The sequence below is a fragment of the Stenotrophomonas maltophilia group sp. Smal32 genome (assembly GCF_030237085.1).
Lineage (GTDB): Bacteria > Pseudomonadota > Gammaproteobacteria > Xanthomonadales > Xanthomonadaceae > Stenotrophomonas > Stenotrophomonas maltophilia_Q.
The window spans coordinates 1-23,299 of the sequence record NZ_JASJSI010000068.1 but is presented as its reverse complement, the minus strand read 5'-3'; the positions used below and the strand labels follow the sequence as shown (position 1 = coordinate 23,299).

At 66.2% G+C, this 23,299-nt stretch carries 17 protein-coding genes; 11 read left to right on the top strand and 6 right to left on the bottom strand.

What is annotated here, in order from left to right:
* The first annotated feature begins 359 nt into the window (after positions 1 to 359).
* The 9 genes from QRO91_RS15505 to QRO91_RS15465 all read left to right on the top strand — a co-directional run bounded on the left by QRO91_RS15505 (position 360) and on the right by QRO91_RS15465 (position 11,360).
* Positions 360 to 1,649, top strand: a complete 1,290-nt coding sequence (locus QRO91_RS15505) for a sugar MFS transporter (RefSeq protein WP_049429391.1) — start codon at positions 360 to 362, stop codon at positions 1,647 to 1,649.
* Positions 1,650 to 1,688: 39 nt separating this feature from the next.
* Positions 1,689 to 2,756 carry a LacI family DNA-binding transcriptional regulator gene (locus QRO91_RS15500; RefSeq protein ID WP_049429392.1) on the top strand — a complete coding sequence of 356 codons (1,068 nt, stop codon included), beginning with the start codon at positions 1,689 to 1,691 and terminating at the stop codon, positions 2,754 to 2,756.
* Positions 2,757 to 2,763: 7 nt separating this feature from the next.
* Entirely contained in the window at positions 2,764 to 3,792 is a 1,029-nt protein-coding gene (locus QRO91_RS15495) for an SIS domain-containing protein (RefSeq protein WP_049429393.1), read from the top strand.
* On the top strand, positions 3,792 to 4,940 hold the full coding sequence (gene nagA, locus QRO91_RS15490; protein ID WP_049429394.1) for an N-acetylglucosamine-6-phosphate deacetylase: 1,149 nt from the start codon (positions 3,792 to 3,794) through the stop codon (positions 4,938 to 4,940). Before QRO91_RS15495 ends, nagA begins: the two co-directional genes overlap by 1 nt.
* Positions 4,940 to 6,007, top strand: coding sequence for an acyltransferase family protein (locus QRO91_RS15485; RefSeq protein WP_049429395.1), 1,068 nt, complete (start codon positions 4,940 to 4,942; stop codon positions 6,005 to 6,007). The genes nagA and QRO91_RS15485 overlap by 1 nt, the downstream gene beginning before the upstream one ends.
* A gap of 235 nt (positions 6,008 to 6,242) precedes the next feature.
* A complete protein-coding gene (locus QRO91_RS15480; RefSeq protein ID WP_049429396.1) occupies positions 6,243 to 9,269 on the top strand; it encodes an autotransporter outer membrane beta-barrel domain-containing protein in 3,027 nt (1,008 codons plus the stop codon).
* 230 nt (positions 9,270 to 9,499) lie between these two features.
* Entirely contained in the window at positions 9,500 to 10,537 is a 1,038-nt protein-coding gene (locus QRO91_RS15475) for a S41 family peptidase (protein WP_049429397.1), read from the top strand.
* 3 nt (positions 10,538 to 10,540) lie between these two features.
* Positions 10,541 to 10,876 carry a hypothetical protein gene (locus tag QRO91_RS15470; RefSeq protein WP_049429398.1) on the top strand — a complete coding sequence of 112 codons (336 nt, stop codon included), beginning with the start codon at positions 10,541 to 10,543 and terminating at the stop codon, positions 10,874 to 10,876.
* 49 nt (positions 10,877 to 10,925) lie between these two features.
* On the top strand, positions 10,926 to 11,360 hold the full coding sequence (locus QRO91_RS15465; protein WP_049429399.1) for an SseB family protein: 435 nt from the start codon (positions 10,926 to 10,928) through the stop codon (positions 11,358 to 11,360).
* 47 nt (positions 11,361 to 11,407) lie between these two features.
* On the opposite strand, the gene QRO91_RS15460 is transcribed toward QRO91_RS15465, so the two are convergent.
* The 3 genes from QRO91_RS15460 to QRO91_RS15450 all read right to left on the bottom strand — a co-directional run bounded on the left by QRO91_RS15460 (position 11,408) and on the right by QRO91_RS15450 (position 15,025).
* Complete coding sequence (locus tag QRO91_RS15460; protein WP_049429400.1) at positions 11,408 to 12,628, bottom strand: multifunctional CCA addition/repair protein; 1,221 nt, start codon at positions 12,626 to 12,628, stop codon at positions 11,408 to 11,410.
* A gap of 55 nt (positions 12,629 to 12,683) precedes the next feature.
* Positions 12,684 to 12,920 carry a hypothetical protein gene (locus QRO91_RS15455; protein WP_049429401.1) on the bottom strand — a complete coding sequence of 79 codons (237 nt, stop codon included), beginning with the start codon at positions 12,918 to 12,920 and terminating at the stop codon, positions 12,684 to 12,686.
* A gap of 119 nt (positions 12,921 to 13,039) precedes the next feature.
* Complete coding sequence (locus tag QRO91_RS15450) at positions 13,040 to 15,025, bottom strand: transglycosylase SLT domain-containing protein (protein WP_049429402.1); 1,986 nt, start codon at positions 15,023 to 15,025, stop codon at positions 13,040 to 13,042.
* Between the two features lie 151 nt (positions 15,026 to 15,176).
* Here QRO91_RS15450 and QRO91_RS15445 point away from each other — a divergent pair, with 151 nt between their 5' ends.
* Positions 15,177 to 15,584, top strand: a complete 408-nt coding sequence (locus tag QRO91_RS15445) for a biopolymer transporter ExbD (RefSeq protein WP_049429403.1) — start codon at positions 15,177 to 15,179, stop codon at positions 15,582 to 15,584.
* A 55-nt stretch (positions 15,585 to 15,639) separates the two neighbouring features.
* Here QRO91_RS15445 and QRO91_RS15440 read toward each other — a convergent pair whose 3' ends face one another.
* On the bottom strand, positions 15,640 to 16,527 hold the full coding sequence (locus QRO91_RS15440) for a hypothetical protein (protein ID WP_152906579.1): 888 nt from the start codon (positions 16,525 to 16,527) through the stop codon (positions 15,640 to 15,642).
* Positions 16,528 to 17,156: 629 nt separating this feature from the next.
* On the opposite strand from QRO91_RS15440, the gene QRO91_RS15435 reads away from it, so the two are divergent.
* Positions 17,157 to 20,018, top strand: coding sequence for a TonB-dependent siderophore receptor (locus QRO91_RS15435; protein ID WP_049429404.1), 2,862 nt, complete (start codon positions 17,157 to 17,159; stop codon positions 20,016 to 20,018).
* Between the two features lie 132 nt (positions 20,019 to 20,150).
* On the opposite strand, the gene fhuE is transcribed toward QRO91_RS15435, so the two are convergent.
* The gene (fhuE, locus tag QRO91_RS15430) at positions 20,151 to 22,313 is read right to left on the bottom strand and encodes a ferric-rhodotorulic acid/ferric-coprogen receptor FhuE (RefSeq protein ID WP_197650604.1); all 2,163 of its coding nucleotides are present in this window, start codon (positions 22,311 to 22,313) and stop codon (positions 20,151 to 20,153) included.
* 171 nt (positions 22,314 to 22,484) lie between these two features.
* A complete protein-coding gene (locus QRO91_RS15425) occupies positions 22,485 to 23,036 on the bottom strand; it encodes a M23 family metallopeptidase (RefSeq protein WP_049429406.1) in 552 nt (183 codons plus the stop codon).
* Positions 23,037 to 23,299 lie beyond the last annotated feature (263 nt).

Genomic DNA, 23,299 nt, shown 5'->3' with positions numbered 1-23,299 from the left:
TGGGGCCGGCCCCGGGTTCGGGGGCAGCGATTGGGGCGGAGTCTGTAACCCCGCTGACAACGATGTCAACGAGTTCGTGACACTTTCGTTGCTGCGTCGCAACGAATGTGGTGTGCAGTAAACGTTTACATGGCGTGAGCATGGGTTTCACGCTGGAACCGTTGCTGCACGGGGCTCAAGGGCTGTGGCGCATTCAGCACGATCCGTTGCGATCGGGTTGCGCAGTGCAGCACGAGGTTCACGCGGCCACGCAGGGAAGTTGACAAACCGCGGTTGTCCATCGAAAGAATGTGACAACGTTGTTCCCAGCCACTCTCCGACGCCGCGTTCTGCGGCCGTCGCCGCAGGAGCCCTTCCCGATGTCCGCCGTCTCCGCTGCAAGCGTGCGCCCCAATGTGGCCACCTCCATCGCCATCGTCGGCGTGCTGTTCTTCCTGATCGGCTTCTTCACCTGGCTCAATGGCCCGCTGATCACCTTCGTCAAGCTCGCTTTCGAACTCAGCGAGGTCGGCGCCTTCCTGGTGCTGATGGTGTTCTACCTGTCCTACTTCTTCCTGGCGCTGCCGTCGTCATGGATCCTGCGCCGCACCGGCATGAAGAAGGGCCTGAGCCTGAGCCTGCTGGTGATGGCCGGTGGTGCCGCGTTGTTCGGCGAGTTCGCCACCCAGCGCTGGTACCCCGGCGCGCTCGGCGGCCTGTTCGTGATCGGCAGCGGCCTGGCCTTGCTGCAGACGGCCATCAACCCTTACATCTCCATCCTGGGGCCGATTGAAACGGCGGCGCGGCGCATCGCGCTGATGGGCATCTGCAACAAGATCGCCGGCATCCTGGCGCCGATCGTGATCGGTACCGTGGTGCTGCATGGCATCGGTGATCTCTCGGCAACGGTCGCCGCCGCCGATGAGGCGACCAAGGCACAGCTGCTCAACGAGTTCGCCGCCAAGATCCACGCGCCGTACCTGGCCATGGCCGGCCTGCTGGTGCTGCTGGCGGTGGGCGTGCTGTTCTCGCCGCTGCCGGAAATCAAGTCGTCCGAAGCCAATGCCACGCCGGTCGCGGCCGGTGCCGCCGAACGTCGCAGCATCTTCCAGTTCCCGCACCTGTGGCTTGGCGTGCTGTGCCTGTTCGTCTACGTGGGCGTGGAGGTGATGGCCGGCGATGCGATCGGTACCTACGGCCACGGCTTCGACCTGCCGCTGGACCAGACCAAGATGTTCACGGCGTTCACGTTGTTCGCCATGCTCATCGGCTACGTGGTCGGCCTGCTGGTGATTCCCAACGTGGTGTCGCAGTCGCGCTACCTGACCTTCTCTGCCGTGCTGGGCGTTGTGTTCTGCCTGGGCGCCTGGGCCACCCACGGCTACGTGTCGGTGGCCTTCGTGGCCCTGCTGGGCTTTGCCAACGCGATGATGTGGCCGGCGATCTTCCCGCTGGCCATCCGCGGCCTGGGCCGCTTCACCGAGACCGGCTCGGCCCTGCTGGTGATGGGCATCGCCGGTGGCGCGATCATTCCGCAGCTGTTCGCCGTGCTCAAGCAGCACATCGACTTCCAGCTGGTGTTCGTGCTGCTGATGGTGCCGTGCTACCTGTACATCCTTTTCTACTCGGTGATCGGCCATCGCGCTGGCCTGCCGCAGGACAAGGCCTGATCGGCGATGATGGACGGCAGCCAACCCCAGGGAAAACCCATGCGCAGAGCGACCATCAAGGACGTTGCGGAGAAGGCCAAGGTCTCGCTGAAGACAGTCTCGCGGGTGATCAACAACGAGCCTTCGGTGATGCAGGCCACCCGTGCGCGGGTGCTGCGTGCCATTGCCGAGCTCGACTACGAACCCGATCCGTCCGCGCGCAACCTGCGCAGCGGCACAACCTTCGTGATCGGGCTGGTCTACGACAACCCGAACCCGTACCACATCATCGGCGTGCAGAACGGCGTGCTCGCCGCCTGCCGCGAGACCGGGTTCGGGCTGCAGATCCATCCCTGCGATTCCAGCTCGCCGCTGCTGGCCGATGAACTGGCCGACTGGGTGCAGCGTTCGCGCCTGGCCGGGCTGGTGCTGACCGCGCCGATGTCCGAGCGCCGCGACCTGATCCAGGCGCTGACCGCGCGCGGCATCAAGCTGGTGCGCATCATCGCCGCCACCGAAGACCCGGCCGACGGCGCCTGCGTGTTCGTGGATGACCGCGAGGCTGCATATGAGATCACCGAGCATCTGATCCAGCTCGGCCACCAGCGCATCGGCTTCCTCTGGGGCGGCAGCTCGCACCGCTCGTCGGGCGAACGCTATGCCGGTTACGAAGCCGCGCTGAAGGACTACGGCATGACCGTGGACAAGCACCTGGTAGTGCAGGGCGACTACACCTTCGATGATGGTTTCCGTGGTGCGCGCCGCCTGCTGGCGCTGCGCGAACCGCCCACCGCCATCTTCGGTTCCAACGACGAAATCGCGGCCGGCGTACTGGCAGCCGCCAAGTCGGCCGGCATGAACGTGCCGTACGACCTGTCCATCGCCGGTTTCGAGGACAGCCCGTTCTCGCGCCAGTCGTGGCCGCCGCTGACCACCGCCAAGCAGGCCACCGAAGACATTGCCCGCCACGCCGCGCGCCTGCTGATCGCGCAGCTGCGCAGCGACGCCTACGACGACGCGCCGGCGCCGCTGCACAACCAGGGCTTCGTGCCGCAGCTGGTGGTGCGCGGTTCGACCGCGCCTATGCGCCCGGCCGGCGCACGCCCCCTTCCTCCCGATCCTGCCTGAGCCTGCCATGTCGCTGTCAGACCCCACCGCCACCCTGATGTTCGCCGAGGCCGCTGAAGCGGCCGACGTGGTTGCCCGCCAGTTCTCGCGCAACCACGCCACCATGGAAACCCTGGCCGCCAGCCTGCGCGCAGCACCGCCGCCGTTCGTTGTCACCTGCGCACGCGGCAGTTCCGACCACGCCGCCACCTACGGCAAGTACCTGCTGGAAACCCAGCTGGGCCTGGTGGTCGCCTCCGCGTCGCCGTCGGTGGGCTCGGTCTATGCCGCACCGCTGCAGCTGCGCGGTGCACTGTTCATCGTCATTTCGCAGTCGGGCAAGAGCCCGGACCTGCTGCGCAACGCCGAAGCCGCCAAGGCGGCCGGCGCACGCGTGGTCGCGCTGGTCAACGTCGAAGATTCGCCGCTTGCGCAGCTGGCCGACACGGTCATCCCGCTGCATGCCGGTGCCGAGAAGAGCGTGGCCGCGACCAAGAGCTACCTGGCCTCGCTGGCCGCATTGCTGCAGCTGGCCGCGTACTGGAAGCAGGACAGCAGCCTGCGCAACGCGCTGGACCTGCTGCCGGACGCGATGCGCGAGGCGTGGCAATGCGACTGGGGCGCGGTGACCGAGGGCCTGGTCGAGGCCACCAACCTGTTCGTGCTCGGCCGCGGCCTGGGCCTGGGCGCGGCGCAGGAAGCTGCGCTGAAGTTCAAGGAAACCTGCAGTCTGCATGCAGAGGCCTACAGTTCGGCCGAAGTGAAGCACGGCCCGATGGCGCTGGTTGACCGTGGGTTCCCGGTGCTGGCCTTTGCCCAGCCCGATGAGACCGGCGCCGGAACCCGTGCCGTGGTCGATGAGTTCACCTCGCGTGGCGCGCAGGTCTGGCTGGCCGGTGCCGGTGGCAACCTGCCGGTGGCGGCCGCGCCGCACCCGCTTTGCGCACCGCTGCTCACCGTGCAGAGTTTCTACCGCGCGATCAACGCGCTGGCGCTGCGTCGTGGTTTCAACCCGGATCTGCCGCCGCACCTGAACAAGGTGACGGAGACCGTGTAATGGTGACCGTGCTGCGCAATGCCCGCATCCTGGCGGGCGACGACTTCCGCGATGATCTGGCGCTGGTGATCGAGAACGGGCAGATCAGCGCCCTGTTGCCCGACGCCGCACCGCAGCTGGGCCAGGCCGATGAGCAGGTGGATCTGGGCGGCGGCTGGCTGCTGCCGGGCTTCATCGACGTGCAGGTCAATGGTGGCGGCGGCGCGCTGTTCAACAACACGCCCGATGTCGCCTCGCTGCGCACCATCGCGCAGGCGCACCGTCGCTTCGGCACCACCGCGATGCTGCCCACGCTGATCAGCGATGACGTGGGCGTGATGCGCCAGGCGATCGGTGCGATGCGCGAGGCCATCGCGCAGGGGGTGCCGGGCGTGATCGGTATCCATCTGGAAGGGCCGTACATCGCGCCGGCGCGCAAGGGCACGCACGATGCCAGCAAGTTCCGCGTGCCGGATGAAGAAGAGATCGCGCTGGCCGCGTCGCTGGACAACGGCGTGACCCTGCTGACGCTGGCGCCGGAACGCGTGCCGCTGGAGACCATCCGCGCGCTGGTCGAACGCGGCGTGATCGTTGCTGCTGGCCACACTGCTGGCACGTACGAGGAAATTCGTGCCGGCCTGGATGCCGGCGTGCGCGGCTTCACCCACCTTTACAACGCGATGTCGCCGCTGCAGGGCCGTGAGCCCGGCGCGGTGGGCGCTGCGCTGGAGGACCGCGACAGCTGGATCGGCATCATCGTCGATGGCGTGCACGTGCATCCGGCCAGCCTGCGCGTGGCACTGGCTGCCAAGCCGCGCGGTCGCCTGCTGCTGGTCACCGATGCAATGCCGCCGGTCGGTGCCGATGATCCCAGCTACGTGCTGTACGGCGAAACCATCACCGCCATCGACGGCGTGGTGCGCAATGCCGCCGGCTCGCTGGCCGGTTCGGCGCTGGACATGGCCACCGCCGTGCGTAACACCGTGCAGCTGCTCGGCCAGTCGCTGGCCGAAGCGGCACGCATGGCCTCGACCTACCCAGCGCAGTTCCTCAACGTCGATGATCGCCTGGGCCATATCGCCGAGGGCTACCAGGCCGACCTGGTGCTGCTCGATGACGCCCTGCAGGTGCGTGGCACCTGGATTGCCGGACAGTACGAGGCCGCCTGATGAGCGCAACGCCGCCACGCCGGCTGGGCTCGATCGATGCCCTGCGCGGCATCACCGTGGCGGCGATGCTGCTGGTCAACAATCCGGGTGACTGGAGTGCGGTGTTCGCGCCGCTGCGTCACTCGGAATGGCACGGCTGCACGCCCACCGATCTGGTGTTCCCGTTCTTCCTGTTCCTGGTCGGCGTGTCGATGGCCTTCAGCGTGGCACCGCGCGCGCTGGATGCCGCTGCGCGTCCTGCGCTGGCGCGCGGCGTGCTGGAGCGCGCGCTGCGCATCCTGGTGGCCGGTGCGCTGTTGCATCTGCTGATCTGGTGGGCGCTGGATACGCACCACTTCCGCATCTGGGGCGTGCTGCAACGCATCGCGCTGTGTGCGGCGTTGGTGGGCGTGCTGGCGGTGTATGCACGACCGCGCGTGCAGGCCGGCGTGCTGGTCGCGCTGCTGGTGGGCTACACCGTGCTGCTGCTCGGCATCGGCGACCTGGCACCGTGGACCAATCCGGCCAGCCGCCTGGATACCGCGCTGTTCGCGCCGTGGATCTATCAATGGCATGCCGATACCGGGCTGGGCCATGACCCGGAAGGATTGCTGAGCACGCTGGGTGCACTGGCCAGTACCGTGCTCGGCCTGTTGGCCGGTGGCCTGCTGCGCAGCGGGCGTGCTGCGGCGCTTGCCGGGCTGGGCGTGGCGACTACCGTGCTCGGTCTGCTGCTGGCCATCGTGCTTCCGCTGAACAAGCAGCTGTGGACGCCCAGCTACGTGCTGTGGACCGGCGGCCTGGCCGCGCTGGCGCTGTGGCTGGGCCACGTGCTGATCGACCAGAAGGGCTGGCCGGCGCTGGGCAGGCGCTTCGGTGTCAATGCAATCACCGCTTACCTGGGGGCGTCGGTGATGTCGGTGGTGCTGATGGCGAGCGGTGACTGGGGCTGGATCTGGCAGCAGTTGGCGACCGCCATGCCGCACGCATTGGAGCTGGCGTCGATGTTGCAGGCGATGGCGTTCGTTGCATTGTGGTGGGGTGTGGCGTGGTGGCTGGACCGGCGGAAGATCTATCTTAAGATCTGACCCCCGGCGGCGCGCCACATCCACGCCATGCGTGGATGCTCTCCGCGTGGCGCGCGATCACCCACATGATGAACGGTTTCAGCCGCGTAAAGGCGAGGTGATGCCCCATCAAGTTCGCATCTGAACTGTGATCATCGGCACGCAAATTCACCTGTCGAAACCGTTCACCATGGCGCAGACTTCGCTCGCAGTACCGCATATCCGCAGTTCCTGATCCCCTGTCCAGGAGTGCTGTATGTCCCGTGCCGTCCCGCGCGCTTTCCGTCCGCGCCGCCTCACTGTTTCCGTGGTTCAGGCCCTGGCTGTCCCGTCCGTCATGCTGTTGACCGCCAGTGTCGCTTGGGCCGGCTGTGACAATGCCACCCCGACTGCCAGCCAGACGGTCACCTGCGATGCCAGCGCGCCGAATCCGCAGACCGTTCCCGTCGCTGCCACTGGCGCGGCCGGTATCACCGTCAATGTCGCCAGCACGGCACAACTGCAACAGAGCGGTGGTGGCAGTGCGATTTCGCTGGTCGGGGCCGGCGGGCACCTGCTGTCCAACCTCGGCACGATCAGTTCGGTGGGTGGCGTGGCGGTCCAGCTTGGTGGTGGCAGCCGCGTCGAAAACGCCGGCAGCATCAGCACCGGCAACAACACCGCCCTGCAGTTCGTCGGCGCGGGCGACAGCGTGCTGGTCAACCGCGGAACGATCAGCGGGCGCACCGGCGTGCAGTTCGGTGCCGGCAACGACCGCCTGGACATGCAGGCCGGCAGCATCAGCGGCGGTGTCCTGCAGGGCGATGGCAACGACGTGCTGCTGCTGGGCAATGGCACCATCGACAGCGTCGACCAGGGCAGCGGCGATGACCAGATGACCGTCACCGGCGGCACCGTTACCGGCCTGGTGGCACAGGGCAGTGGTCGCGATGATTTCATCATGAGCGGCGGCACGATCGGCGCGCTGCAGCAGGGCGACAACATCGATACCTTCCGCATGAGCGGTGGCCGCATCATCGGCGCGTTCGAGGATGGCGACCAGGCCTGGATGACCGGTGGCCGCATCGGCCGCGTCAACATGAAGCTGGACAAGAACCTGTGGGACCAGTCCGGCGGCACCGTGGATGGCAATGTGGTGACCGGTTTCGACACCGATACCATCATCATCTCGGGTATCGCCTACATCGGCGGCAACATCAGCGTCAGCGGCGGCAACGACAGCGTGACCATCACCGACGGCACCGTGCGCGGGCAGGTACTGCTCAGTACCGGCAATGACACCTTCAACTGGAAGGGTAGTGGCATCGTCTACGGCGCGATCGACATGGGCCCGGACAACGACGTGGCCAACCTCAGCAACCTCAACCAGGGCAACCTCGGTGCGGTGCCGCTGTTCGACGGTGGCGGTGGCATCGACCAGCTCAACCTGAGCAACGTCAAGACCACGGGCGTGGGCCGCTTCCAGAACTGGGAGGCGATCAGCCTGGCCAACAGCACCGAGCTGACCTTCGATGGCGATCTGGTGCTGGGCGACAGCGGTAGCGGCACCGGCACGCTCACGGTGGATGACACCAGTACCGTCTACGCGGGCAGTGGGGGGCATGCCATCCGCCCATTCAACAGTGGTGCACTGGTGGAGATGGTCAATGCCGGGCGCATCGACCTGACCGGTACCGGCGCTGGCGACGTGTTCACCGTGCGTGGCAACTATCGTGGTGACGGCGGTGGCCTGTACCTGCGTACCGTGCTGGGCGCGGACAACTCCACCAGCGACCGCCTGGTGATCGACGGCGGTACTGCCACCGGGACCACCGGCATCGGCGTGCTCAATGCCGGCGGCAGCGGCGCCGCCACGCTGGCCGATGGCATCCTGGTGGTGCAGGCCTTGAATGGCGGCCGCACCGCGCCGGGTGCGTTTTCGCTGTTCGCACCGGTTGCGGCCGGTGCCTACGAGTACTACCTGTTCAAGGGCGGTGTCAGTGCCGGTACCGCCGAGAACTGGTACCTGCGTTCGACGCTGGTGACCGGGCCGACGCCAGCACCCAACGGTGGCGGCAGCGCGACACCGCCACCGCTGACGCCTCCAGTGGCCCCACCGCCGCCGATCACCCCGGCACCGCCGCCGCCGCCCGAAGGCGCCACCGATCCGGACCTGACCGCGGGCGAGACCGCGCCGCCACCACCGCCACCGGAACCCGCGCCGGTGGCGCCACCCAGCGATCCGGCCGTGCCGGACGTGCCAGTGGCCGGCGGTGCGCTGCCCGGAACCGGTGCCCCGCCGACGCCGGGTGCACGCCCCGCCGAGGGCGCAGTGGTGCCGCTGTACCGCGTGGAGACTGCCACCTATGCCGTGGTGCCGCCGCTCCTGCGCGAGACCTCGCTGGCCAGCCTCGGCACCTTCCACGAGCGGCAGGGCGAGCAGCGCCTGCTGTACAACCAGGGCGCATTCCGCACCGCCTGGGGCCGCTTGGTGGGGCAGAGCAGCGAGATCCACTGGAAGGGCGATGCGCAGCCCGGCTTCGATGGCGATGTGATGGGCCTGCAGGCTGGTCTCGACGTGTGGGCCGCTGCCTCCGACAACCATCGCAACCAGATCGGCGTGTTCGTCGGCCGCACCCGCGCGCAGGGCAGGACCACCGGCCTGGCGCTGGGCTGGGAGAACGTGCAGGTGGGCCAGAACCGCCTGGACGACAAGCACGTGGGCTTGTACTGGACCTTCACCGACAGCAGTGGCGGCTACATCGATGCTGTGGCGATGCAGAGCCGCTACGACGGCCGCGTGCGCTCCTCGCGCGGGCTCGGCTTCGGCCTGAGCGGCGACGGCACCAGCGTGTCGGTGGAAGCCGGCAAGCCGCTGCTGCGCTTCGGTCAGTCCGCATGGTGGCTGGAACCGCAGGTGCAGGTGATCTTGCAACGCACCTCGCTGGACGACCGCCGCGATGAAGTGTCGAGCGTGCGCTTCGACAACGACAACGCCTGGACCGGCCGCATCGGCCTGCGCCTGGCCGGCGATTACCAGCTGGCCGACAACGGTTGGCAACCGTATTTCAAGCTCAATTACTGGCATGGCCGCTCCGGCGAAGACCGCATCCGCTTCGACGACGACGTGATCGTCAATTCGCAGCGCTCGCGCGCGCTGGAAGCCGGTGTGGGCGTGGTCGGGCGTTTCAACCGCACGATAAGCGCCTATGCGGTGGCCGACTACACTCGCGAACTGGGCGGCGACCGCAACGAGAAGCGCCGCATCATCGAAGGCAACATCGGCCTGCGCGCGGACTGGTGACGGCTGCGGGCTCCAGTGGGTGTCGACCTTGGTCGACACGGATCCCACCGGAGGAGGGCGACTGTAGAGCCGAGCCCATGCTCGGCTTTCCCTCCGGCCGAGAAGCAGCCGAGCATCGGCTCGGCTCTACAGCAGACCTGCATCCGATCGAGTACTTCGTCCACGCGATGGCGAAGCCGATCGGCGCCCGGTTATGCTGCAGCCCTGATCAAACGACAAGGACATGTCGCATGCAGTTTCGCAGGGGCGCGCGCCGGATTGGCGCGCTGATGATGACCATGCTGGCTGCCGATGCAATGGCGGCATCCACGCCGGCCGCCGAGGTGCCATCGCCGGAAGCACAGGCGCAGATTCTCGACATGCTCGAGCATGAGGCGCTGTATCAGGACAAGGTGGACTGGCCTGCCGCCCGTAAACGACTGGCCTCGTTGCAGTCATACCCCGGTGCGCTGCAGACCGCCCTGCGTGAGATCATCGTGGAGAGCACCGGAGGGCATGGCGTCTGGATGACGGTTGCACGCATGCGCGAGGCTGCAGAGCGCGCGCAGCAGGCCGGCGCTGCCGCCGTGGACCGGGCCAAAGCCGCCGATGCGGTGGATGCGCGCATCGGCTGGGTGGTCATCGAGGGCTATGCCCCTACGCCCGGCGCGACCCCGCAGGAAGCATTCCGCCAGAACATCCAGCGCGCCGCGCGGTGGCAGCAGATCATCCGCAGCAAGGACGACGGCATGCGCTGTGGCTGGATCGTCGACCTGCGGGACAACAGCGGTGGCAACATGTGGCCGATGCTGCTGGGCATGGCGCCGTTGCTGCGCACCTCGGTGGTGAATAACGAAGATGTGGGGTCTTTCGAAACCGCACAGGGGCCGGAGCGCTGGACGTTGACCGCGACCGCCGTGCAGCATGCAGGCAAGCCGGTGCTGGACTTTGGCCAGTCCGGCCATGTGCTGCGGCAGCCTGGCGCGCCGGTGGCGGTGCTGTTCGGGCCGCGCACCGGCAGTTCGGGCGAGGCCTCGGTGCTGGCGTTCCGTGGTCGCGCGCAGACGCGCAGCTTCGGCCAGCCGACCGCGGGTGTCTCCACCGGCAATGTCGTCCACACCCTTGCCGATGGCAGTCGCCTGTTGTTGACCATGACCGTAATGCACGACCGCAACGGCCGCGGCGACGGGCTCAAGATAGAGCCCGACCAGCGCACGGACGGCGATGCGGCCACCCTTGCCGCCGCCCAGCAATGGCTGCTGGCCCAGCCCGCCTGCCAGGGTCGCTGATCCATGATCCTGATCGGCCAACAGGAACAGGTGCTGATCGTCGGCCCCACCGAAGCCCACCACTGCCTGCGCTGCGGGACGGAAACCGAGTTTGCCCCCCAGCTGCGCTACAGGATGGCGCGCATCGACCTGCTGTTCGGCTTCACCTACCAGCGCCGCTACGAGCTGGCCTGCACCCGCTGCGAACACGGCTGGGTGCTGGATACCGACACCATGGACCAGCAGCTGGGCGGGGTGCCGATCCCGTGGCGGCACCGCTTCGGCCTGCCATTGATGCTGGTGGGGGTGGCCGCGCTGGCGTGCGCCGGGTGGATGTGGCGGCACGGATACATCGGTTGAGAACCTGGCCTGTTAAAGTCTGCCCTGCAATCACGTACTGGAACCGACCATGGACCACGACACCCCGTTCGACCCCCTCAACGACCTCGAGGTGCGCCTGCTGCAGGCCCAGGACGGCACGCTGACCGCGTCGCAGTTCCTCGACGGCCTGCTGACCTCGACGGCGTTCGTGTTGCTGGACAAGGCCATCGGCGAAGACGGTGCCTGGGACGAGAGCATCTCGCCGCTGGTGCTGACCAGCGAAAGCGGCGAGCCCATGTTCGCGGTGTTCACCGCGCCCGAGCGCGCCGGCCTGTGGCATGAGCAGCTGCCGCAGTTCGCCCACGCCATGCCGATCGCGGTGCACGCGCTGCTGGCCGGGATCGGCGACGGCGTCGGCCTGGTGCTGAACCCGGGCCTGGACGTGGGCATGGAAATGATTCCCGATGCCGTGGCGCAGCTGAAGCAGCGTGCTGCGGCGATTACCCGCGGCATGGCGCACTGATCCAGCGATTGTCTGGTTGCCGGCCAGCGGCCGGCACTACCAGGTCTTCAGCGGGCAGCGGCAATCGCCTTCACCCGTGCCTTGGCCAGGGCTTCGCCGATGGCCGGGCCCTTCAGATGGGTGGTATCCAGATCCCGCGCCTGCACTGACAGTGCCGCCTGGTGCAGGCGCTTGAGCGTCTCGCCCTGCGGGTAGTCGGCGTCCTCGAAACCGAGGCGGCCACGCTTGTCAGCCTCGCAGCAGAGCGCGATACGCGCCACGCGTTCGGGGCGGCGCAACGCATCGCAGCGGCCAAGCAGTTCCAGCACCGTGGCATCGCGCAGTTCGTCGATGCGGTGCACGTTCAAGTGCTCGCGGCAGACCGCCTCGGCCAGCTGCTGGTGCTCGGTGGGAATCTTCAACCGCGCGCACAGTGCCTTCAAGGGCTTGATGCCACGCTGCTCGTGCATGATGTGGCGCGGCCATTCTTCCGGCGGCGTCAGACCCTTGCCGAGATCGTGGGTGAGCGCGGCGAAACCGACCAGGTCATCGCCCGGTGCCAGTTTCGCGGCCATGTCGCTGACCATTTCCTGATGGACGCCGGTGTCGATCTCCGGATGGAACTCGGCGCGCTGCGGCACGCCGTACAGCGCTTCCAGCTCGGGCAGGATCGGGCCCAGTGCCTGTGCATCATGCAGCGTGCGCAGGAATGCCGAAGGCTGCGCACTGACCAGTACCTTGCGCAGTTCCTGCCACACCCGCTCCGGCACCAGTGCATCCAGTTCGCCACTGGCGGCGATCTCGCGCATCAGGTCCATGGTTTCCGGCGCGACGGTGAAGCCCAGCGGCGCAAAGCGCGCCATGAAGCGGGCCGCGCGCAGCACGCGCAGCGGGTCTTCGACGAAGGCGGGACCGACGTGGCGCAGCACACGCTGTTCAAGATCACGCACGCCGCCGTAGGGGTCCACCAGATGGCCGGTGTCTTCGTCGCAGGCAATGGCGTTGATGGTGAAGTCGCGGCGCTGCAGGTCGTCTTCCAGCGTTACTGCCGGATCGGCATCGACCACGAAGCCGCGATAGCCACGGCCGGATTTGCGCTCGGTGCGCGCCAGCGCGTATTCCTCGCCGGTTTCCGGGTGCAGGAATACCGGAAAATCACGGCCCACGGCGGTGTAGCCCAGCGCTTCCATCTGCGCGGGCGTGGCGCCGACCACGACCCAGTCGCGGTCACCGGCAGGGCGCTGCAGCAGGCGGTCGCGTACGGCGCCGCCGACAAGATAGATCTTCATGGGGGGATGATCGCACGGCCGGCGCAGATGTTCCGGCACGACCGATGCAGAGGCATCACGGCAGGCCGCGCCACTCCGGCACGAACAGGCCGGCCAGGAACCACAGGCCGTAGACGATCCACAGGCAGAGGAAGTACAGCTTGATCTGCGCTTCGTCCCAGAGGCTGCCCCAGCTGTCGACGAAGGCCAGCGACTTCCAGCCTTCCATCCAGGCCGCGCCACCCCAACGCAGCACCCAGGTGGCGAACAGGCTCCAGGCGGCGAATATCCCGATCCAGGCCAGCAGGCTCATTGCGTTCCCCTCCCCGGGGCGATCGTGTAGAGCCGAGCCCATGCTCGGCTCATCGTGTGGCAACGCGACCGGAAAGAACCGCAGCCGAGCATGGGCTCGGCTCTACAGATGCAGTGCGATCAATCGCCGCCCTGGTCGGCGTTTGCGGCGCAGCTGAAGCTCTTGCGCTTGTCGACCAGGCGGCCCATCAGGCGGTCGCTCAACGGGAGGGCATCACCATTGAGGCGCCAGTCGTAGATCACGCTGAAGGCCAGCACGCGGGCCACGTACTCGCGGGTTTCCTTGTAGCTGATCGTCTCGATCCACAGATCCGGCTCAAAGCCCGGGCGCTGCCCCTGCCAGCGCGCGGTCGGGGTCGGGCCGGCGTTGTAGGCGGCGATGGTCACGTACGGCAGGCCGTCGTACTTGTTCATCAACTGGCGCAGGTAGGCGGTGCCGATGGCGATGTTGGTGTCCGGGTCGTACAGGCTGTCGGCGCCGCCATAGCCGGTCAGGCCGATGGACTTGGCCACGCTGGCACCGGTGGCCGGCAGCACCTGCATCAGGCCCATGGCATTGGCAGGCGAGCGCGCGCGCGGGGTAAAGGTACTTTCAGCGCGGATCTCCGCGGCCACCCAGGCCGGGTCGATCGCATTGCGTGCTGATTCACGGCGGATGGTGGCGTCGTGGTGCAGCGGGAAGCGCAGGTCGTACAGGCGCTGCTCCTGCGGTTGCTTGCCCAGTGCGAACACGGCGCGATCAAACCAGCCGTTGTCCTGCGCCACGCGCACGGCGAGGCGGCGCTGGGTGTCATCGAAGCGCGACAGCGCGCTGTTCCACTCAGCCACGGCCCAGCCGGTGCGGTCGATCTGGTAAAGCGCCATCGCGCGCTGGATGGCCGGGTCGCGCGCGATCACCGCCTGTGCCTGCGCACTGTCGTTCGGCTTCCACGGGCATAGCGTGTAGCCCTGCTGCAGTTTGTCGGCAGCCAGGAAGCCGTGGAAGGTGGGCGCACGCGCGGCGTCGCGGAACAACGGCTGTGCCTGCGATGCCTGGCCGGTCTTCTCCAGCATGCGGCCTTCGAAATAGGCCCAGCGCGGGTCGCTGCGCTGCTTGCTGCCCATCTTGCGGATCGCGGTCAGCGCTGCGGGCCAGTCCCCGCGCGACATTGCTTCGCGAACACGCCATTCGTGCAGGCGTTCGTCATAGGCCGATTCGGGTACCGCATTGAGACGGCGCGCCGAATCCGGCAGGTAGGAGGCCACGGTCCACAGGGCGATCTGGTACAGCACCTGGCCCTGCTGGGCGGCGCTCAGGCCGAGGGCCTGTGCGTACTGCGGCAGCTGTTGTTCGGTGGCACCCGGGTCGGTCTTGGCCAGCTTGGCCAGGCCGTCGGTGGCGATGCGCCGGCTGCGCTCGTTGCGCGGCCAGTTCAACGCGCTGGCGTTGGGCTTGTCGACGAAGGCGGCGTAGCTGTTGGCCTGCGCCAGGTCCGCGGCGGGCAGGCCGCGTGCGGCGCTGCGCATCACGGCCGGCTGCTGTGCGTCGGCGGCGGCATCGATGCGCTCCCAGCGCAGGGCGTCGCTCAGGCCGCCTTGTGCCTGCAGCACGGCGAATACCGCGTCGCAGCCGTCCGGCAGCGACTTGCCGTTCTTGCGCCACAGGTCCTGTGCTTCGCTGATCCACTGCGGATCGACCTTGCCCGTCACCTGGCGCGCGGTCAGCTGCGCACAGCGCAGCCCGACGTTGTCCGTGGGCGCCCAGTTGGCCAGCAGCGTCGGCCAGTCCTGGCGGCGTGCGACCGAGGGCAGCCACACGCTGCGGAAGGTAGTCGCCACGGCCTGGCCATCATAGCGCTTGAGGAAGGCCTGGGCCTGCGCGGTATCGACGGTGTCGATGTTGCGACGCAGGTTCGCGTACTCCAGCCAGCCATAGGCCGGGTGGCGACTGAGCGCACCGGCCTGGCCGGGATCGAACTGGCCGCGTTCGGCGGCAGCGATCGCGGCTTTCAGCTGCGCGTTCTGGGCGTCGAGGGACTGGGCGTTGGCGCAACCGATCAGCAGCGTGGTGGCCAAGGGCAGCAAGGACAGGGCAGTGGGAGTGCGTCGGGTCATGGCGATCAGCATAGCGGGGGCTGGCTGAATTCAGTTTCGCATTGCGTGCACGCGTTGGCTCGGCAACGGCAGCTGAATGCTCACGCTGCAGGCACTGCCTCGCGGGCCAGCGGGCGACGTAGTGTCGGGCGTGGGCGAACGGCCCGGCTGCAGGGAGCGGCACATGGCGTTCAGTAGCGCAGGAAGGAGCGGCCCGCTTGCGGACATCAATGTCACGCCACTGGTGGATGTGATGCTGGTGCTGTTGATCATCTTCATCGTGACCGCGCCGATCATGGCCCGGCCGATTGCCGTGCAGTTGCCACAGGCCACCGATCGCACGATTGATCGCCCCGAACCGCCGCCGCCGATCGAGCTGCGCCTGGACGCATCGAACCAGCTGAGCTGGAATGGCCAGCCGATGGCCATCGGCGATCTGCAGGCGCGCCTGCAGGCACAGGCGGGCGAACATGCGGGCAACCCGCCGGAGCTGCGCATCGCCACCGATCCGTCGGCCGAGTACGAAGGCATGGCCCGGATATTGGCTGCGGCCGAAGCCACCGGCATGGAGCGCATCGCTTTCGTGCGATAGCGTATCTAAACCGCCGCTCAGGGGGAGATTGCGACATGAGCGGCGGATGAGGGTGTCAGTATTGCTGGCAGTAGACTGTGCGACCATCCCAACTGCACGAGATGCGGCTGCTGCTTCCGCGCTGGACGGGGACTCCATACATCTGTGCGGATCTGACCCAGTTGTCCAGGTCGCCATGCTGGCCGAAATAGTATTGTCCGGCGTACGAAGGGGCGGAGATCGGGTCGGCGATGGATTCGTCAGGAACCTTGTTGCCTATGCTGTCGCGACTTTCGCCCTTCTGATACTTCGCTTCGGCAACGTTGTCCGGTGTTACTCGATAAAGCGTCTTCGATCCGTCACGCCATGTGATCATTATTGTTATGGATCCGCCACCTTTGAGGCCTGCCCAGTTCAGGGCCGCTTGTTGAATCGAGAGCGCGATGCTGTTCCAGGTTGGGCTTCCCGTATTGGCTCCTGCCAGTTCTGTGGCTAGATACTGGCCAAGTCGGGTTCGCAGTGTGGCTGAGGCGACGATGTCAAAGGTATTGGAGGACTTGTAAGACTCGGGGAACCTCACTCCATTGGAGTTTCCGGGGTTGTCTGGATGCAGCACGACCACTGATCCGCCTCCTGCCATCGCGTGGGCCCCTTCAGGTGGCCCTCGAAAGGCTGACGTCGCATCCAGAATCCGTAGGAAGGCCATTTGAATCTGTGCGGGAACCGGTGTCGAAAGTGCGCGCCACTTTCTGATCTCGCGATCATATTCAACTTCGAAGGCGCTCAGTCGGGCTTTTTCGAAGTCCATTACAACCGCCAACCCGGAGCCTGACATCAGGGCTGCATCTTTGGGAGAGGCACAGTTGTTGCATTCAATCAGGCCCCCCGCTCTCGATTCGCTTGTAGGGAACAGAAGCAATGCCGTGACAACCGCGACATGGATCATGACGGTGATTGTTTTCACAATTGAGCCTCATGAGAATGACTGGGGCTCTCAGTCTCACCTTGGTTGGCCCCGGAAATTCGTTTGACGGGCAGTTTTCAAACTATTCCTAAGTGTTGTCTGAATTTGCTTCGTAGATTCAAGCTGGTCGATGCATGTGGCTCTGTCATCGAGATGGCAGCAGCCAAAAGAGCAGCCATTGAGTGCCTCAGGTTCGCACGGTGATCCCGGCGATCTGCAGTCCGTCATTGCAAGGGGTTCTGCCTATGGATTACTCGCCATCTTGGTATGAGTTCCAGCTCAAATGCGATCTGTTCGACGCCGTCAACCGACGGCAACGGCGATGATCATGCTGCCGATGGCACCGGTGCATTGTCGTTGGACGGATCGGCAAGAGCACTTGCCCAATTGCGGGAAAGCCGGGAAGCCGCTGTCGCAGCCAGCATCAAGGCTGCCTGCTGTGAACAGTATCGTCCGGTCATAACCTGCAGCTATCTGACGCAATCGGCCTGTAATTGCGTCAATTCCGCGTGAAAGAGTGCCGGTCATCACGTCGTGATTTTTACCACTTGTTTACAAAGGAGACGCTGCCGCCATGCAGGGGGGAGCGCGGCAGTCCATGTCCCGACATTCCTTTGGAGAGAGAGCGAATGATTCACCTGCATCACCGTCCGTTGGCGGTTGCCGTCGCGCTGTGCGTGACGGCCCTGGCACCGTTGGGTGCCACTGCACAATCCACCACCAACCTCGATGCGGTGGAAGTCACCGGTACCCGCATCAAGCGCGCTGAAGTCGAAGGCCAGGTGCCGATCCAGACGTTGACCCGCGGTGACATCGAACGCACCGGCCTGACCTCGATCGGCGAGGTGCTGCAGCAGCTCACCGGTTCCGGCTCCGCGCTCAACGCCAAGTTCAACTCGTCCGGCAACTTTGGTTTCCCGCCCGATGGCAGCGGCGTGGGTGCCGGCTCAGCGCAGGTCGATCTGCGCCACCTGGGTGCCAAGCGCGTGCTGGTGCTGGTCGATGGCATCCGCTGGGTCAATGAATCGTCGGCGTCTGGTGTGGGCTCGGCCACCGACCTCAACACCATTCCGCTGGCCATCGTCGAGCGCATCGAGGTACTGGAGGACGGCGCGTCGTCGCTGTACGGCTCCGATGCCATCGCCGGCGTGGTCAACATCATCACCCGCCGCGATTTCGATGGCGGCCAGGTGACGCTGAACTACGGCGAGTACAGCAAGGGCGACGGCACGCAGAAGGGCGTGGACCTGGCCTGGGGCAAGAGTGGCGACCGCTTCAGCCTGTTCCTGGGCGCCAGCTGGACCAAGCAGGATCCGGTATTCGCCAAGGACCGCGAGCAGTCGCGCTTCCCGATTCCCGGCACCGGCCTGGCGTTCGGCAGCGGTGGCATTCCGCAGGGCCGTTTCATGTTCACCGACCCGAACACCGGTGCGGTGCAGAACATCGTGCCCAATACCGGCGTGAGCAATCCGCGCTACGACGGCAGCGCCGGCTGCAGCCGCACGGATGACTACCACTGCTTCACCACCGCCGACCGCTTCAACTTCGCCGAATACAACATGGTGCTGACGCCGTCGGAGCGCAAAGGCCTGTTCGGTCAGTTCCGCTTCGACATCACCGACAACGTGCAGTGGTACGTCAAGGCACTGGGCAACCGTCGTGAGTCGACCAACCAGGCCGGCCCGGAGCCGCTGTTCTTCGGCCCCGATGGCGCCACCGGCAATCCGTTGGCCGACAACATCGTGGTCTCGCGCCTGAATCCGTACAACCCGTTCGGCTTCGATCTGGTTTCCGGCGACAACATGAGCCTGATCGGTCGTCGCCCGGTGGAAGGCGGTGCGCGCGTGTTCAAGCAGAAAGTGGACACCACTTACTTCGCCACCGGCCTGGTCGGTGATTTCCATGCCGCCGACCGCAGCTGGTACTGGGACGTCAACGGCATGTACAGCAAGAACAAGGCCGAACAGACCAACTACGGCAGCTATGACATCTACAAGGTGAACATGGCGCTGGGCGATCCGTCCGTCTGTGCGGCCACGCCGGGCTGCGTGCCGTTGAACATCTTCGGCGGCGTCGGTTCGATCACCCCGGACATGCTGAAGTGGATCCAGCCGGTGGTGCGCGACCGCAGCCAGAACGAACTGAGCCTGTTCACCGCCAACCTGTCCAGCGAGCTGTTCTCGCTGCCGGCCGGTCCGGTATCCTTCGCCACCGGCTTCGAGTACCGCAAGTACAAGGGCTCCTACCAGCCCGATCCGCTGACGGTGATCGGCCACTACAACGGCGTGCCGTCGCAGCCGACCTCCGGTTCCTACGACGTCAACGAGGCCTACCTGGAGTTAAGCGTGCCGATCTTCGCCGATTCCTCGTTCGGCAAGAAACTGGACCTGAGCCTGGCCGGCCGCTATTCGGACTACTCCACCTTCGGTGGCGAGTTCACGCCCAAGTACGGCCTGCGCTGGCAGGTGACCGATGACTTCGTGCTGCGCACCACCTACGCCGAGGGCTTCCGCGCACCGTCGATCGGTGAACTGTACGGCTCGGCGGCGCGTGCCGACCTGCAGCTGTTCGACCCGTGCTCGGTGGGTCTGGGCGGCACTCCGCCGCGTGGCAGCGCCGCCAACTGTGCCGCGCTGGGCGTGCCGGCCGGCTTCCAGCAGGCCAACTCGCAGATCTCGGTGACCACCGGCGGCAACCGCGAGCTGGAGCCGGAACGCTCGCGCAGCTTCAGCGCCGGCTTCGTGTGGAGCCCGTGGTTCGGCAACAATGCGTCGTGGTCGGAGCGCTTCGACGTGGAGGTGACCTTCTACCGCCATGCCATCGATGGTGCGATCCAGGCGATCAACGCGCAGACCCAGCTGGACCTGTGCGTGGATACGCTGGACCCGGTCTACTGCGATGGCATCACCCGTGCCAGCACCGGTGCGGTCAGCAGCTTCAACAACCGCCTGACCAACCTGGGTTCGATCAAGACCGACGGCTGGGACGTGGATCTGTTCTGGACCCTGCCGCAGACCTCCATCGGCCAGTTCAAGCTGGCGTGGAAGAACACCTTCGTCGGCCGTTACGAGGCCACCGGCGCGGCCGGGCAGAAGCAGCCGCAGAAGCCGGGCGTGGAAGTGGCCGACAGCTCGATTCCGGAGTGGACCAGCAATGCCAGCATCGGCTGGACGATGGACCGCTGGAGCGCCAACTGGACGGTGCGGCACATCTCCGAACTGACCGAAAACTGCGGTGACGCTTCCGTGTTCCCGGTCTGCAGCAACCAGGCTGCGGGCACCAATACGCTGTCGGCCACCACCTTCCATGACATGCAGGTGGGCTACAAGATCGACTGGATGAAGGGGCTGCAGCTGACGGCCGGCCTGAACAACGTGTTCGACAAGGATCCGCCGATCTGCCTGTCGTGCTCGTTGAACGGTTACGACGCTTCGACCTATGACATCCCGCGTGGTCGTTACTGGTACCTGCGCGCGGATCTGCGGTTCTGATGTGACGGTGGCAGCGCCGGCCAGTTCCGGCGCTGCCTTGCTGGTGCAGAGCCGAGCCCACGCTCGGCTGATTCTCTGAGCCGAGCATGGGCTCGGCTCTACAAGTGCGGGGCGATCGTGCCCCGTGCCTGCTCAGAACGACCAGGTGAACGTCAGCGAGCCGTTGCGGCCATCGCCGTACGCGCCGTAGCCGTTGATCTGCGACAGGTACTGCTTGTCCAGCAGGTTGTTGAGGTTGGCCTGCACGCTGAACTCCGGCGAGATGCGGTAGCGTACGAAGGCGCTGACCAGTGCATAGCCACTCTGCTCGATGCGGCCGTAGGCCGGCACCGGGTAGTAGATGCGGTTCTGCCAGTTGGCACCGCCACCGACGGTCAGTGCCTGCAGCGACTGCGGGGTGTAGCTGGTGAACAGCTTCAGAGCGGTCTGTGGCAGGTTGGTGTTGATGTCGGCGCCGTTGATGTCCTTGGCCACGTAGCGCGATGCGCCGAAGGTGGCATTCCAGCCCGGTGCCAGTTCGCCGTTCAGCTCGAACTCGAAGCCACGGCTGACCGTGCCACGTGCGGCGCGATAGGCGGTTTCGCCGCCGGTACCGCCGATGACCGGCTCACCGGTGGACTGGCCGACGTTGTCCTGTTCGATGCGGAACACTGCCAGCGAGGCGTTCAGGCGGTTGTCGAACCATGCCCCCTTGACGCCCACTTCGTAGCTCTTGCCATCGACCGGATCGAGATAGCTGCCGTTGCGATCCTTCAGCGTCTGCGGCTGGAAGATCTCGGTGTAGCTGGCGTAGGTCGAGTAGGTGTCGCTGATGTCGAACACCAGGCCGGCATACGGCGTGGTGACCTTGTGCGCGCGGTCGGCGCCTTCGCCTTCGCTCCTCCAGTCGGTGTAGCGGGCACCGATGATCAGCTTCAGCGGATCGGCCAGCGACAGGCGTGCAGCCGCGTAACCGGCCTTCTGGGTGATGGTGCCCTCGCTGGCCAGTGCCAGCGGGTTCCAGTTCGGCTCGCTGATGTTGCCGGTCCAGTTCAGATAGCTTGCGAACGGATCCCAGGTCTGGCCGGCACCGCCGACCTGATAGTCGCCGTAGTTGGCGTACTCGCGCTTGTTGTAACTCAGGCCTGCCATGAACTGGTGCTCGCGGCCGAACAGCTGGAACGGACCATCAACGTAGCCATCGACGCCGGTGACCTTGCGCTCGGTGTTGTAGAAGCCCGCGGACGGTGAGATGCCCGTGCCGTTGGTTCTGTCGAAGTTCGATGCGCCCGTGGTCCAGTCGTTGTATGCCGGGTAGAACAGCTTGTCGTCGGCCTTGGTCTCATCGTGCGTGGCACCGACCTTGAACTTCCAGCCATTGCTGAAGGCGTGCTGCAGGGTGGCGAACGCGCGCTTGCTGGTGGTGTCCCAGTAGGTCCAGTTCGGGCTGGCGTTGAACGATTCATCATAGCCGGTGCGCGAGCCATCGGAGTACAGCATCGGGAAGCCGCCCCAGGTCGCGCCGTTGGCGCGCTTCTGCTGGTAGTCGTAGCCCACGCTCAGCTGGGTGTCCGGGGTCAGGTCGGCGTCGATGACCGCATAGCCCAGCGTCTTGCGCTGGTTGTAGCGATCAATCTGGCCGTCGGTGTCCAGGTAGCTGCCGATCACGCGGCCGCGCACGGTGCCGCTGGCGTTCAGCGCACTGCCCACGTCCACGGTGGTGCGGGTGCGGCCCCAGCTGCCGACGTTCACTGAGACGCTGCCGTTCAGTTCGGCGCTGTCGGCATGCTTGCGGATCAGGTTCACCGACGCGGACGGATTGCCGGCACCACTGAGCAGGCCGGTGGCACCACGCACCACTTCCACGCGGTCGTACAGCGCCAGGTCCAGGCCGGAATCACCGTAGCTCCAGTTCTGCACCATCTGCGTCGGCAGGCCATCGAACTGGTAGGCATCGATGTAGAAACCGCGCGCGTAGAACTCGGTGCGTTCGCTGTCGGACTGGGTGCTGGTCACGCCGGTGGTGTTGGCCAGCACGTCGATGATGTCGTCCAGGTTCTGATCTTCGATGCGCTGGTGGCTGATGATGCTGATCGACTGCGGGATCTCGCGCGGGGCCAGGTCGAAGCGGGTACCGGCCGAGGTGCGGCGCACCGAATAGCCTTCGGCGCGTTCACCCTTCACCACCACCTTGTCGAGGTTGGTCGGATCGGCGGCGGTTTCGGCGAAGGCGGCCGGGGCCACGGCGCAGAGAACGGCGAGCACGGCAACGGACAGCCGTTGTGGCTGCGGCGTACGGAAGACGGAACGGGTCATGGGGATCCTGGACGAGCACGCGCGCTCGGCCGGCATCCAGAGGCGAGGCGCTACGGGTGGGAAACGGACGGGCAGGCCGTCCTGGCACCACCGGAAACGAAAGAAATGGTAATACGAACTATTCCTATTTACAAATCATGAACAGATCGATCTGCGGGTGTGCAGTGGCAGTCAGCGCAGCAATGGCAGCGGGTTTCGCGCGCCGTCGGTGCCGTAGACGCCCCAGTGCAGGTGCGGCGGCGTGCCCTTGGCGTTGCCGCTGTCGCCGACATGGCCGAGCAGATCGCCGGGTTGCACCACCTGGCCGCGTGCCAGGCCGTCGGCCCAGTCCTCCAGATGCGCGTAGTAGTAGCGTTCGCGCCCGGGCCCGATCACCCAGACCTGACGCCCGCCGAGCCCGCGTTCGCTGACATCCGCGACGACACCGGCCGTGGCGCTGCGCACTGGGGTGCCGCGTTTGGCGAAGATGTCGATGCCGGCGTGGGAGCGGTCACGGCCACGTGGCGCGCCGAAGGTATCGGCGATCTGGCGTGGCCGCACGCCGTCCACCGGCACCGGTAGTTGCGTGGCCGGCGGCATCCGCGAGAGCGCCCACAGCATCTTCGGTGCGACCGCCCATGGGCTGTTCCACAGCGTCATCGCGGCGACGAGCGCAATGGCCAGCCACAGGCCACGCAGCAACCAGCGGCGCAGGCGACGGGCGGGGGAGGGCGTTGTGCTCATGGTTTTCGATTGTAGAGTCGAGGCCTGCTCGACTGCTTGTTTTAAAACCACCCGGCCATGGCTCGGCTCTACAAACGCGCACCAACCTCGGGGCATGCTCGACGCGTCAAACCCACACACCCCCCCCACATCAAAGGCCACCTGCCCCACCTGGGCCGGCCCCACCGCCGCGGCTGTCTGTTATAAAAAAATACGAGCCCACCAGAACGCCTACTATTTGGGTTTGCGTGTTTTTGTTGTAAAATAGGGGGGGGGGGGGGGGG

What these genes read in the sequence shown, in the direction of transcription:
- QRO91_RS15460 (WP_049429400.1), bottom strand. Translation starts at nt 12,628, where the DNA reads ATGAAGATCTATCTTGTCGGCGGCGCCGTACGCGACCGCCTGCTGCAG.
- QRO91_RS15470 (WP_049429398.1), top strand. Translation starts at nt 10,541, where the DNA reads ATGATCCTGATCGGCCAACAGGAACAGGTGCTGATCGTCGGCCCCACC.
- QRO91_RS15425 (WP_049429406.1), bottom strand. Translation starts at nt 23,036, where the DNA reads ATGAGCACAACGCCCTCCCCCGCCCGTCGCCTGCGCCGCTGGTTGCTG.
- QRO91_RS15480 (WP_049429396.1), top strand. Translation starts at nt 6,243, where the DNA reads ATGTCCCGTGCCGTCCCGCGCGCTTTCCGTCCGCGCCGCCTCACTGTT.
- QRO91_RS15485 (WP_049429395.1), top strand. Translation starts at nt 4,940, where the DNA reads ATGAGCGCAACGCCGCCACGCCGGCTGGGCTCGATCGATGCCCTGCGC.
- fhuE (WP_197650604.1), bottom strand. Translation starts at nt 22,313, where the DNA reads ATGACCCGTTCCGTCTTCCGTACGCCGCAGCCACAACGGCTGTCCGTT.
- QRO91_RS15450 (WP_049429402.1), bottom strand. Translation starts at nt 15,025, where the DNA reads ATGCTGATCGCCATGACCCGACGCACTCCCACTGCCCTGTCCTTGCTG.
- QRO91_RS15465 (WP_049429399.1), top strand. Translation starts at nt 10,926, where the DNA reads ATGGACCACGACACCCCGTTCGACCCCCTCAACGACCTCGAGGTGCGC.
- QRO91_RS15495 (WP_049429393.1), top strand. Translation starts at nt 2,764, where the DNA reads ATGTCGCTGTCAGACCCCACCGCCACCCTGATGTTCGCCGAGGCCGCT.
- QRO91_RS15475 (WP_049429397.1), top strand. Translation starts at nt 9,500, where the DNA reads ATGCAGTTTCGCAGGGGCGCGCGCCGGATTGGCGCGCTGATGATGACC.
- QRO91_RS15435 (WP_049429404.1), top strand. Translation starts at nt 17,157, where the DNA reads ATGATTCACCTGCATCACCGTCCGTTGGCGGTTGCCGTCGCGCTGTGC.
- nagA (WP_049429394.1), top strand. Translation starts at nt 3,792, where the DNA reads ATGGTGACCGTGCTGCGCAATGCCCGCATCCTGGCGGGCGACGACTTC.
- QRO91_RS15445 (WP_049429403.1), top strand. Translation starts at nt 15,177, where the DNA reads ATGGCGTTCAGTAGCGCAGGAAGGAGCGGCCCGCTTGCGGACATCAAT.
- QRO91_RS15500 (WP_049429392.1), top strand. Translation starts at nt 1,689, where the DNA reads ATGCGCAGAGCGACCATCAAGGACGTTGCGGAGAAGGCCAAGGTCTCG.
- QRO91_RS15455 (WP_049429401.1), bottom strand. Translation starts at nt 12,920, where the DNA reads ATGAGCCTGCTGGCCTGGATCGGGATATTCGCCGCCTGGAGCCTGTTC.
- QRO91_RS15505 (WP_049429391.1), top strand. Translation starts at nt 360, where the DNA reads ATGTCCGCCGTCTCCGCTGCAAGCGTGCGCCCCAATGTGGCCACCTCC.